This window comes from Clostridium neonatale, from assembly GCF_001458595.1.
In the GTDB taxonomy this organism is placed as follows: domain Bacteria; phylum Bacillota; class Clostridia; order Clostridiales; family Clostridiaceae; genus Clostridium; species Clostridium neonatale.
Map to the genome: position 1 here is coordinate 2,847,673 of NZ_LN890328.1, position 13,274 is coordinate 2,860,946.

Consider the following 13,274-nt stretch of genomic DNA (forward strand, 5'->3'; position numbering starts at 1 on the left):
TTTAATATTTCATGGAGGTTCCAAATGACAAAGAAAGAGTTAATATATCAAAAATTTCTCCAATTGCAATTTTCAGAAGGAATAGATACGAAAAGTTTATCCGAAATAGCGAACATGTCTAGAGCAAATCTTAGTCATGAACTAAATGAATTGTGTAAAGAGGGTAAACTAATAAAATCTACTGGGAGGCCTGTATTATACTTCTTAGCTTCCCAAAAAAAATCAAATAATGATTCACAATTAGATTTATTATCTAAAAATAATATCTCATTAAAACCTGCAATTGAACAAGCTAAAGCATCTATTCTTTACCCTCCAAAAGGAATGAATTGTTTGATTTTGGGTGAAACTGGTGTTGGTAAATCAATGTTTGCTTCACTTATGCATAATTACGCCATAGAAATGAATGTAAAATCTGAAGATTCTCCTTTTATTACATTTAACTGTGCTGATTACTCTAATAATCCTCAACTATTAACCTCACAGCTTTTTGGGGTAAAAAAGGGGGCCTATACTGGTGCTGAAAGTGATAAAGAAGGCCTTATAGAACAAGCTAATGGTGGAATACTTTTTTTAGATGAAGTCCATAGATTACCACCTGAGGGCCAAGAAGCATTATTTATATTTTTAGATACCGGAAACTTTAGACGTATTGGTGATTCTCAAACTAGATCTTCTGATGTTTTAATAATTTCCGCCACAACTGAAGATCCTGGCTCTGCACTTTTAAATACATTTAGAAGAAGAATTCCTATTATAATAAATATTCCTTCTCTTAAAGATAGAACCCTAGAAGAGCGTTTATTTCTGATAAAAAGCTTTTTTAAGCATGAAAGTATTCGTTTAAATAAAGAATTATATGTATCATTAAATACTCTTAGGGCATTACTTTCCTATGAATGTACAAATAATATAGGACAATTGAAAAGTGATGTTCAAATGCTTTGTGCAAAAGCATACTCTGAATTTTTAACTAATGTAAGAATTGATGTTAGAATCAATAGCAGCACCCTTCCATCTTATATAAAGGAAGGTCTTTATAAGGAAAAGGAGCATAGAGTATTATGGAATAATTTAATGAGTGAAGAAATCGAATTTTTCAGATTTAATGGAAATAACACAGATAATGATGAATTATTTAGTAGCAATGAAAATACCATATATGATTTTATTGAAAATAAGTTAGAAAAATTAAAATCTCTTGATATTTCTGATATAGATATTGAAAATATACTAGAAAAAGATATTGCAAAACACTTTCAAAACAATTTTTCTATGATATCAAAAGATTTTAATAAAAAAAATCTTTTGACAATAATTTCTCCAGATGTACTAGAATGCTATGATGATATTGTATCTTATATTTCTGAGAATCTGAGTTTAACATTTGATAACAATCTTTATACAGCATTTGCTCTTCATGTTAATACTTTAATTGAAAGAGTTCATAGCAGAAAAATGATAAATAACCCTAATCTAGATAAAATACGAAATTTGTATCCAGTGGAATTTTCTATTGCATTAGAAGTAAAAAAAATGTTAGAAGACTTTTTGCATCGACCAATTCCAATTGATGAAGCTGGATATATTACATTATTTTTAATACCTGATGTTACTATAAAAAATAATATTCCTGATAAGGTTAAAATAATTTTAATTGCTCACGGTGAATCAACAGCTACTTCTATGTGTAATGTAGTTAATACTTTACTTGGTGAGAACTATGCTATTCCAATTAATGCACCAATAGATATCCCCCCATCAAAGGTCCTTGATCATTTAAAACTTATTATAAATGAAAATCCATCTGATTCAGGATACTTATTACTAGTTGACATGGGATCTTTATTAACCTTTGCAGATACAATTCGTGATGAGTTAGGTGTCAAATTAAAAATTATATCACTAGCTTCAACTCTACATGTTTTAGAAGCTACACGTAAAGCATTACTTGGATTATCCTTAAATGAAATTTATAATGATGTAATTATGATTAATTCTTACTTACAATTACATAAGAATTTAAATAATCATTCTGTTCCAAGTAACAAACGCTTAATTATCACAGCCTGTTTAACTGGTGAAGGTGGCTCTGCTGCTATAAAAGATTTCTTAACTGTAAATTTACAATATCCTAAAGATTTAATTGATATAATATGTTTAAACTGCCTTGATAAAAATGATTTTATAGAGATGGTTCATAATTACGAATATTACAATGAGGTCCTATTTTTAGTATCATCTTTTCCTGTGGATTCTTTAGGAGTTAAACAATTTTCTATGTCTGACACCATTAGTGGTAAATCATTAAATGAAATGCAGAATTTAATTAATACTAAAATAGCACTATCAAATATTCCTATGATACTGAATGAAAATATTCCAAACATTTCAGGAACAGAGTTAACCGATGATATTAATTTATTTTTATCTGAATTACAAACTAAGCTTTCCATTCATTTAACTTCTGAAAAGCTTGTTGGTATAACACTTCATCTATCATTCCTTATTGGAAGGCTTAGAAATAATGAGAAAACTGTGGTATATCCTAATAAGGAAAATTATATAAAAGAAAACTTTTCTCTTTATAATATAATAAAAGAAAGTATCATATTCATAAGAAATAAGTATAACATTGAATTCACTGACAATGATATATGTTATTTAATACAACATTTCTCTTCTAAATAAAGACATCAACTTATGTTAATGATATAATTAACGTAATTGATCATTATAATGAGAAAGGTTGATTATTATGTTTAGTAATGAAATAATAAAAAACTTGAATGACCTAGAGCTAATGCTATACAGATATATAATGAAAAACATAGAAAAAGTAGTCTATATGAGAATTAGAGAATTGGCTGATGAAGCTCATGTTTCAACAACAACTATATTAAGATTTTGTAAAAAGCTTAATTGTAACGGTTACTCTGAATTTAAAGTAAAATTAAAACTATACATTGAAAATAATGATAATAAGAAAGTTAATGGCGATAAATCAATAATTATTGATTACTTCAAAAAATTAAATACTGAAGAGCTTGATGAAAAAATTGAAACTATATGTGAATTAATAAATTCATCAAGCAATCTTGTATTTTTAGGTTCTGGAACATCAGGTATAATTTGCAAATATGCTGCTAGATATTTTTCAGCTATTGGTAAATTTGCCACTTATATTGATGATCCATATTTTCCAACAAATTATAAGACATATGAAAATTGTGTCATTATAGTTTTATCAGTATCAGGAGAAACTCAATCTGTTATAAATTTAATTAATAATTTTAAAAGAGAAAATTGTTCAATTGTCAGCATAACTAACAGTGAAAATTGTACAATTTCCAAAATATCTGATTTAAATATTTCATATTACATACATCAAGAAAAAGTTGGAATAGCAGATATAACTACTCAAGTTCCTGTAATGTATATAATCGAAAATATTGCTAAAGTACTTCATAACCAATACTAAATCAATGTCAACTTATCGATAGAATTCAGATGGATTCGTTTACGTAAATCTATCTACATTGCCGATAAACTTAATTATCATATAAAAAATATATAAGAAAATAAAATCTGTTACTTTTACAAATTTTGGTTTCATTATTATAATTTTTCTGATATATCTAGCATTTTATTTTTAATAAAATAAACATATTGCTTACCAGTACATAGAAACACTCCAAAGTAAAAAAGTCTATAGACTAGATAATTAAAATCTAATCTATAGGCTAATTTTTTATAAATACTTGTTTAAATACATATATTGTTTCATCTAAGATATAAACATGATTTATTATAAAATATTAATTTATTTTGCTGTTATCTATTAAAGTTCTTCACCATTTGTAACTATAACTTTCTTATACCAATCAAATGATTTTTTCTTGCTTCTATTTAAAGTTCCATTACCATCATTATCTTTATCAACATAGATAAATCCATAACGTTTCTTCATTTCTCCAGTAGTGAATGATACTAAATCTATGCATCCCCATGGAGTATATCCCATTAAATCAACACCATCAAGTTCAATTGCCTTTTTCATTTCTCTAATATGAGCTGCTAAATAATCAATTCTGTAATCGTCGTTACATGTTCCATCTTCTTCTTTAACATCTATTGCTCCAAATCCATTTTCAACAATAAAAAGTGGAAGTTCATATCTTTCATATAATGTGTTTAATGAATATCTTAATCCCACTGGATCAATTTGCCATCCCCAATCACTTGCCTTAACATAAGGATTCTTAACGCTTGCAGAATGTCCAGATAATAAATCTTCAGTATTCTCAGCATCAGATTTAACTGCATTTGACATATAGTAACTAAATCCAATATAATCAACAGTTCCCTCTGCTAAAATCTTAGCATCTTCTGGTTCCATTTTTATGTTATAGCCCTTTCTTTCCCATTCCTTAAGAGCATATGAACCATAATGTCCTCTTGCATGAACATCACTGAAGAAATATCTATCACGCATTGATTCTACTTGTAACATCATATCATCCGGATTACATGAGTATGGATATATTGGAACAAATGAAACCATACATCCAATCTTGAAATCAGGATTTATTTCATGACCTTTTTTAACAACCAATGCACTTGCAACTAATTCATGATGGGCTGCTTGATACATTACTTCTTCTCTATTATCTTCTTCTTCAAATTGAACTGCTGAACAAGTCCAAGCGAATATATCTACTCCTGTTTGTTTTTGATTATTTATTTCATTAAAAGTCATCCAATACTTAACTTTATCCTTGTATCTTTCCATAACAGTTGTAGCATATCTTACAAACATATCTATAACTTTTCTGTTTCTCCAGCCGCCATAGTTTTTGTATATTCCATATGGAATTTCAAAGTGTGATAATGTTATTACTGGTTCAATGCCATATTTAAGCATCTCATCAAACATGTCATCATAGAATTTTAATCCTTCTTCATTTGGTTCAAGTTCATCTCCATTTGGGAATATTCTTGACCACGCTATTGATGTTCTAAAGCATTTGAATCCCATTTCTGCAAATAATGCTATGTCCTCTTTATATCTATGATAAAAATCTATTGCTTCATGATTTGGATAATTCAATCCTTCAATAACTCCATCTGTTATTTTTCTTGGAACTCCATGTGCACCTGCAGTCATAACATCTGCTGTACTAGGACCTTTTCCGCCTTCATTCCATCCACCTTCTAGTTGGTGTGCTGCTACAGCTCCACCCCATAAAAAATCTTTACTAAATGCCATAATTAATTCTCCTTTTCTAGCTGTGATTTATCTATAAATTAAGTTTTATTAATTAACTATATTTTTTATTATATCTAATTTTATGATATAGTATTATACTCGCTGATATAAATGATATAGAATTAGCCATGAGTACTGGTATATCTTTATTAATCATTCCATAAACAGCCCAAAGAAATATTCCTATAGTAGTCATAAAATACATACCAAGTGATATTGCTTCTGTATCTTTAGTTTTTACCACCTGAATTACTTGTGGTAAAAATCCTAATGTCGTTAATGTTGCTGCAATTGTTCCTATCATACTATGATGCATCCAAATTATTAATTTATTACTGTTAAAACGTATCCACTTAACACTGTAGCTACTATTACTGCAATTAATGTACCTTGGGCTTCTTTTATTTTTCCCCCTTGTATCTTAGATGATATAAGCATAGCAATTCCAACTGATATCGCCATATCAATCCAGACACTTCCACTTTGCTTTATTAATGAATTCTCTATGCCATGATTTAATACCCACATAGTTCCTGGTATGATTAAAGCAGCTATAAATCCTCCAGGTGATCCTAATTTATCTACAAATTTTCTCCAAAATAATATTACTAATATTCCAAATATTGCACTTCCAAATATAGTTGATAATACTTCCCCATAAGTCATTTAAGATTCACCTGTCTTTTTATTTTTTTGTATGCATCCACCAACTATTCCAGCTATTATTCCACCAATAGATACACAAATTAATGTAGGAAATGAGCTTTTAAGACTACTGATTCCATTAAGTATAATATCTCTAGTTATTAGAGACAGTCCTACAACAACTCCCATATCAATAAATACTGCATTTTCCTTATTTTTTGTTAACCCTAAATAGTGATTTATATACCACATACTTCCTGTGAGAGTCAAAGCTGAAATCCAGCCACCCTTGGCTCCAAATATGTTTACAAATATTCTCCATCCACCATTTATCACAATTGCTGCAGTTGAAAGGCCTATTACACTTTTAATAAAAGATTTTACATCTTTCATTTTAATCCCCCCATAACTTCAAATTGCACTATTAATTACCTAACTTTACTATAACATAATGGACTTCCTTTTTCTCATCAATTCAAGTTTTAGTAACATATAATTAGAAGTAGTCATTTGTTTTTTTCTATAACGTATTGTTTTAGTATTGATTCCCAAAATAATATCTATTATAAATTGTAAGTATACTTTTTAGATATAAGTATATTTAAAACACTTAATTTCAATACTTATTTATTTTTAATATATATGTTTCAATAATAAAATTTCATTTAATATGTTTACAGGCTAAGTAAATACCAGCATACAAAATGTATAAAAGTAATTGCAACATATATATAATTTTCAGGAAATTCAGTACTTAAATTATAAAAGACCACTAATTCAAAATTAGTAGTCTTTTATAATTTAGTTAATAAATACAAATATTTATCAACCTATTTCTTCAGTTGTTTCAAATTCATATACTATTCTTTCACCATTAACTGTTAATATTATTTGGTGCTTACCTTTATTAATTTTTACTCCATTGTTAATCGTCATTCTAATAACATCACTAAAACCATCCGGATTATTAGGAGATTCAGTTGTAAAGTTTGCCTTTCCACTAAGATTTGTTATTTCTTTACTTGTTATATCATAGAAAATATCTACAACTTTATTTAATTTAAATTCAACATATGGTCTTCCTCTGTCATCTGTATTTACTTCTGCATCTATTATTTTCAGCTTTTCTTCTTCTGGTTTATTTTCTTCTTCTTTATACTCTGGAATTTTTATATATTCAAAGTATAATGATCTATTTTTATATTCATCTTCTGTCGCCCAAGCAATATATTTTCCATCTGCAATATCTTTATCTTCTATATTAATTATATTTGTACCATAACTAATATCTTCCTTAGTTCCATTTTCATAAATATCACTCGGATCTTTTACACTTGTATCTTCTGAAACATGATCTAATATAGAGTAATATATTGTACCACCTTCATCAAATCTAAGTTCTAATTGTACAGCATCCTCTGTTGTTCTAGAAATTGAACTTCTTAAAGTATTAGGCGCAGATAAATCTACATAAAAGTCTTTTTCTACAGTAGTGCCATCCTCTAAAGTTATTATTCCTGTAAATGAAGTCTTATCAAAAGGAATGTGTCCTGATTTCATGTATACATTATAAGTTTTATTATCTTTTGTTTCAACATTCCCTAATGTCAAAGTTCCTTTTGGACATGTAACTACAAAATTCTCTATGTTAAGTGGCTTATCTGTAGCTTTATTAAGTTCAAATGTAAACCAATATTTTGAGGCAAAAACATCACCTGGAATTATTTCTTTATTAGGCTTTATATCCTCTATTTGAATTTCAGAACTTTGAGAGTCAGAAATTACTTCTGAACTTATAGTTTCAGTTTTTATCGGTGTAACTTTTCCCTCTACATCTTGAGCTACATATTGTATTGTATATGAGCGACCTTTTTCTAAATTTGATATATCAACTTTATTGCTTCCAACCTTCATTTTTGATTGTGATCCTAAATCTAATATATCATTAACAGTCAAATTAGCATTTGATGAAAAGAAGCTTCTGCTTGGCTTGTCTTCAGTTAAAACATAATAGAATATTCCTTCTGCATCAGAAATATAACTTAAATCTGCTACATCATCACTTAATCTTCTAACCTTTTGATTTGTTATTAATGGACAATCATATTTACTTTCAAAATCTTTATCTATAGTCTTTCCTGATGGTAATGTAATATGTAATGTATATATTTTATCATCATAATAAGCAGTTTTTAAAGTATACACTTTATTCTTATCTTTTCCTGTTGGAGTTTCAACACTAAAAATTGTCATATCATTAAAGCCTGGGCATGATATAGCAAATGCTTCTTTATCTAGAGTTTTAGATGTTGCATTATTTAAGTAAACTTTTATAACTCCATTTGTTACAGTTTCGATCTTATCAATTTTTGTAGTTTTGGGCTTACTTGAGCTTGAACTACTTGATGAACTTGAACCACTTGATGAGCTTGAAGTACTTGATGAAGTATTATCTGAGTTGCTTGTACTATTAGATGCATCTCCATTCACATTATTGGTACTTTCTTTAATGAAACCAGATTCGTCTTTAGTAAATACTTTGCCCACTTTCGGTTCTTCATTACTTATGTTCTTTCCACTCTCATCAAAAGTATAAATCCTACCATCTATCATTACATTTCCTTTTAACATGGCACCATTATTCGCTAAGCAATATATATTTCCATCTACTTCTACTGTACCAGTCTGCATAGCACCATTTTGATTTGTAAAATACCAAGTACCATTATCATTAATCCATCCAGTTTTCATAGCACCATCTTGACTTGCAAAATACCAAGTTCCATTATCATTTATCCATCCAGTCTGCATATATCCTGTACTTGGATTAAAATAATACCAGTTATTATTTATATTTCTCCAACCCACAGACCATGAACCACCTTCTGTATTCCACCATCCATTAGAATCTTGTTTCCATTCTGCATTTGCACTAATTGGCATTAAAACTGTACTAACCATTATAGACATTGCAATAATTCTTTTTAAAAAGTCTCTTTTCATAAGTTTTATATTTTCCCTTTCTGCTTTAGTATTATTTTAAACATTAACCAATTTAACATATCTTTTTCTATATATTAACATTTATTCGTTTTATAATATTAGATTACTATGTATTTTTACTTTTTTCAATAATTTTCCCCTATTTTTTTATAATAATTGTATATTTTATTTTTAAAATATATGTTTTAATTTATGATTTACATTAAATCCTTTTATTTCCATTGAATGTTTTAACAATACTAATTAAAACTTATATATAACTCATACTATTAATACAACTTTAAATATAAGTTTAATTCTTAAAAAATACATTTAATCTTCAGAATTAATCTTAAAGAAATAGATTAAACTAATTAAATAATTTTTTAAAAATGATTATGGACCTGGCTAAAAATAGAAATATAATTTCTGTTTTAGCCAGGTCCACAATCCTTTTAAATATTATTATAACTCTTTTCCATTTGTTGAGATTACATTCTTATACCAGAAGAAACTCTTCTTTCTTATTCTTCTTAAATCCTTAAGATCAAATTCATCTCTGTTAACATATATAAATCCGTATCTCTTTTTGAATCCTTCATGGGTACTTATTAAATCAATAGCTGACCAAGGGCAGTATCCAATTAAATCGACTCCATCAGATATAGCTAATTGCGCCTGTTCTATGTGCTTTCTTAAGTATTCAATTCTGTAATCATCATTTATAGTATCATTTTCTTCAAGTTTATCATAAGCACCTAATCCATTTTCAGTTATAATTATTGGAAGTGCATATCTTTCATAAACTTCTCTTAATGTATTTCTAAATCCTACAGGATCTATTTCCCATCCAAATTCAGTCTTTTGTAAATTTGGATTAGATACGCCTTTAAATACTCCACTTTCACCATGTCCACTTTGTTGATCTCCACCAGATCTTTCATTAGCTATTTCTCCAGGAAATTCCTCTACTGTAGCAGTATTATAATAATTAAATGCTATAAAATCTGGTTTACCACTTCTTAAAGCTTCCATATCTCCTTCTTCTATTGTTGGTTCTATTCCTTTTTCAACCATGTAGCTCCAAGCTATTGCATTATATCTTCCATGTACAGCCATATCTAGGTATAACCAATTTCTTATTGCTGAACAATTGCTTGCTGCAAGTATGTCTTCTGGTTTTGAACTTGCTGGATATACAGTACTTATATTTGGTGCAGGTCCTATTTTACCATTTGGACACATCTCATGACATAGCTTCATAGCTTTTGCTTGAGCTATTAGCATATGATGGTTTTGCTTGTATAATTCCTTTTGAACATTATCTGTTTCAATTCCATCAAGTGTTCCAATAACATCACCAACAAGAGTCATCATATTTTGTTCATTTATAGTTAACCAATACTTAACTCTGTCGCCATAGTTCTCGAACATAACTTTTGCAAAATTCACAAATGCATCAATAGTTTCTCTATTTGACCATCCACCTTTTGTTTGAAGTGCTGCTGGTAAATCAAAATGATACATTGTAACTATTGGCTGTATATCGTATTTTAAACATTCATCTATTAAATTGCTATAGAATTCTATTCCTTGTGAATTTATTTCTCCAACTCCATTCGGAATAAGTCTTGACCATGAAATTGAAAATCTATAAGCTTTAAATCCCATTTCTGCAAATAAAGCTATATCTTCTTTATAATGATGATAATGGTCACTTGAAACCTTAAAGTCTGGTGTTCCTTCTGGTATTTCTTTTATATCCTGCACAGAAGGACCTTTTCCATATTCTAAAGATGCTCCTTCAACCTGATAAGCTGATGTTGATGCTCCCCATAAAAAGTTTTTAGGAAATTCTTTTAATTTTTTATGAAACATAAAAACAACTCCATTCTTAATTAATATACTTATTTAGTTGATTTGATTATACCATCTAATAAATAAGAATTGTGCCATATACCTTGTTTAGTGACATCTTACAGATTTATGTTATTTGTTTTATGATAAAACACTACGTTTTATCACTTTGCATATATAAAGTAAAAGAGGAATTATATTTTTAAAATATAATTCCCTTTTTACTTGAATTTTATAATAATAGTAAAGTATCAATAATAATTTACTTATTATTTGCCTGCCAATTTTAAAGCGAAGTCTAAAACTTTTTCACCATTCATCATTCCATAGTCAACCATTGGAATAACATCTACTGGAACCCCCTTAGGTCCACATATTTCTTTAGCCGACGCCAATCTGTACCCAACTTGTGGTCCAAGTAATGCTACATCTACGCCATCTAAATTTGCATGCATTTGGCTTTCTGGGAATGCCACTATATCTGCTTCAAGTCCTCTTTTGCTAGCTGCATCCTTCATCTTATTTACTAACAAACTTGTTGACATTCCTGCTGCACAAAATAGTCTAATTGTTACCATAAAAATCATCTCCTATAATATAAGTTATCGTTTATATTTATTAAAACGTTTAAATTTGAATTTTAAATTGTTTTGTTTTATCCTATACTATATTATATAGCAATATGCGTGCCAACTTTATATAAAATCATTATTTTTTCTTTATCCCCTATATTTCTAGGCTTACATCTATTGAACTTCATTATTTGTTCTATTCAATGTGTTTTGTTTTAAATAAAAAAAACGAAACACAGCATATATGTGTTTCATTTTTTATAAAAAAGAATAGGTAGCTATCTTATGAAATAATATCATAAAAAGTGGCTACCTATGCTTTTTATATAAATTTTATATTATAGGGCTTACTTATAAAAAAGTATTTATATGATAAATACACATTGTCTATTCTAAATTATTTATTTTCAATTTCTGCTATTTTATCTGCAAATTGTGGTAAGTGTTTTTTATGTGCAACTAGCATTTCATCTAATAATTCTTTTGCTATTTCACCACTTGGTACTAATGGATTAATTGTGAATGCTTGAAGTGCTCTTTCATAGTTTCCTGTAACGGCTGCAGATATAGTTAATTCTTCCATAGCTTTCATCACTTGAACCATTCCTCTTGGTGCTGAATCAAAATTTCCCCAGTTAATTGGTTGTGGACCGCTTGAAGTAATTATACTTGAAACTTCGACAATTGATTCATATGGTAAATCATGAATAGCACCATTATTCTTTGTACTTACTACCATGTTTGTCTTCTTATCATTTAATATTGAAGCTATAAGCTCACAAGCTGCATCACTATAATGTGTTCCACCTCTTTTGGTTAGCTGTTCTGGTTTATAATCTAAACTAGGATCCTTATATAATTCAAATAATTCAGCTTCGGTTCTCTTAACAACCTCTGCTCTTGTTTCACCATTCTTATATTCTTCAAGTTCATCTTTTAACATATCGTCTGTAATATAGTAATATCTATGATATGGACATGGTAGTATACCTAAATCTTTAACTTGTTCATAATTGAATTTAATATCTTTTATATTTGCTACACCAGAATCTTCTTGTTCTTGCTTTTGATCTGGATCATACAATTTTCCTATTAATTCTTCAGTTATTTCATTTCCTTCTTTATCCCAAACTCTGTGCCAATGGAAATGATTTAATCCCGCAAATTTAAATGTTAAATCTTCTGTATTCTTATTTAAAACTTCTGCACATCTATGTATACAGTTTATTGGAACATTGCACAAACCTACAGTCTTCTCCCATCCACCGTATTTAATGGCAGCTTCTGTAACCATTCCTGATGGATTAGTAAAGTTTACAAGCCATGCATCTGGGCATAATTCTCTCATATCATCAATGATATCTAGTATTACTGGAATTGTTCTGAATGCCTTAAACATACCTCCTGCCCCATTTGTTTCCTGGCCAATTATTCCATGACTTAAAGGTATTCTTTCATCCTTTATTCTTGCATCTAAAAGACCCACTCTAAATTGAGTAGTAACAAAATCAGCACCTTTTAATGCATCTCTTCTGTCTAGAGTTAATACTACTTTCCAATCAAGACCTGCTGCCTTAACCATTCTTTGAGCCATTGCTCCTACTATTTCTAATTTTTCTCTACCTTCTTCTATATCTACAAGCCATATTTCATTAATAGGGAGTTCATCTTTTCTCTTTATAAAACCTTCAATTAATTCTGGAGTGTAACTTGATCCTCCACCTATAGTAACTATTTTAATTTTATCCTTTATCATGCTTAAGTCCCCCTTCTTCAATTCACAATTCACGATTTACAATTAAATTTTAAGATTATTAGCTATGCATAGCCTTGTTATACCTTTACATTATCATAATTTTAAAATAATTACTTCTATTTTTACCTTTTAGTAACACTTACCTTATTGTTGTTATTTGTTATAAAAAAAAACATCCTGTTTTAATCTATAT

General features: G+C 28.6%; 10 protein-coding genes. 2 read left to right on the top strand and 8 right to left on the bottom strand.

Features of this window, described 5'->3' with window-relative positions; translation table 11 throughout:
* Window positions 1-24 precede the first annotated feature (24 nt).
* Entirely contained in the window at window positions 25-2,691 is a 2,667-nt protein-coding gene (locus BN2920_RS19595; RefSeq protein WP_058296645.1) for a sigma-54-dependent transcriptional regulator, read from the top strand.
* Window positions 2,692-2,758: 67 nt separating this feature from the next.
* Window positions 2,759-3,481 carry a MurR/RpiR family transcriptional regulator gene (locus BN2920_RS19600; protein ID WP_058296646.1) on the top strand — a complete coding sequence of 241 codons (723 nt, stop codon included), beginning with the start codon at window positions 2,759-2,761 and terminating at the stop codon, window positions 3,479-3,481.
* Between the two features lie 360 nt (window positions 3,482-3,841).
* Here the strand turns inward: BN2920_RS19600 and BN2920_RS19605 are convergent, their stop codons facing one another.
* From BN2920_RS19605 to BN2920_RS19640, 8 genes are all read right to left on the bottom strand, one after another.
* On the bottom strand, window positions 3,842-5,269 hold the full coding sequence (locus BN2920_RS19605) for a 6-phospho-beta-glucosidase (RefSeq protein WP_058296647.1): 1,428 nt from the start codon (window positions 5,267-5,269) through the stop codon (window positions 3,842-3,844).
* 52 nt (window positions 5,270-5,321) lie between these two features.
* Entirely contained in the window at window positions 5,322-5,573 is a 252-nt protein-coding gene (locus BN2920_RS19610; RefSeq protein WP_058296648.1) for a SemiSWEET transporter, read from the bottom strand.
* Between the two features lie 20 nt (window positions 5,574-5,593).
* A complete protein-coding gene (locus BN2920_RS19615) occupies window positions 5,594-5,935 on the bottom strand; it encodes a Lin0368 family putative glycerol transporter subunit (protein ID WP_058296649.1) in 342 nt (113 codons plus the stop codon).
* Window positions 5,936-6,307 carry a Lin0368 family putative glycerol transporter subunit gene (locus BN2920_RS19620; protein WP_058296650.1) on the bottom strand — a complete coding sequence of 124 codons (372 nt, stop codon included), beginning with the start codon at window positions 6,305-6,307 and terminating at the stop codon, window positions 5,936-5,938.
* A gap of 432 nt (window positions 6,308-6,739) precedes the next feature.
* Complete coding sequence (locus BN2920_RS19625) at window positions 6,740-8,917, bottom strand: N-acetylmuramoyl-L-alanine amidase family protein (RefSeq protein ID WP_058296651.1); 2,178 nt, start codon at window positions 8,915-8,917, stop codon at window positions 6,740-6,742.
* Between the two features lie 444 nt (window positions 8,918-9,361).
* Window positions 9,362-10,774 (bottom strand): glycoside hydrolase family 1 protein, encoded by a 1,413-nt coding sequence (locus BN2920_RS19630; protein WP_058296652.1) that lies wholly within the window; start codon window positions 10,772-10,774, stop codon window positions 9,362-9,364.
* A gap of 248 nt (window positions 10,775-11,022) precedes the next feature.
* Window positions 11,023-11,331 carry a PTS sugar transporter subunit IIB gene (locus BN2920_RS19635; protein WP_058296653.1) on the bottom strand — a complete coding sequence of 103 codons (309 nt, stop codon included), beginning with the start codon at window positions 11,329-11,331 and terminating at the stop codon, window positions 11,023-11,025.
* Window positions 11,332-11,722: 391 nt separating this feature from the next.
* A complete protein-coding gene (locus BN2920_RS19640) occupies window positions 11,723-13,081 on the bottom strand; it encodes a 6-phospho-beta-glucosidase (protein ID WP_058296654.1) in 1,359 nt (452 codons plus the stop codon).
* Between the last annotated feature and the right edge of the window lie 193 nt (window positions 13,082-13,274).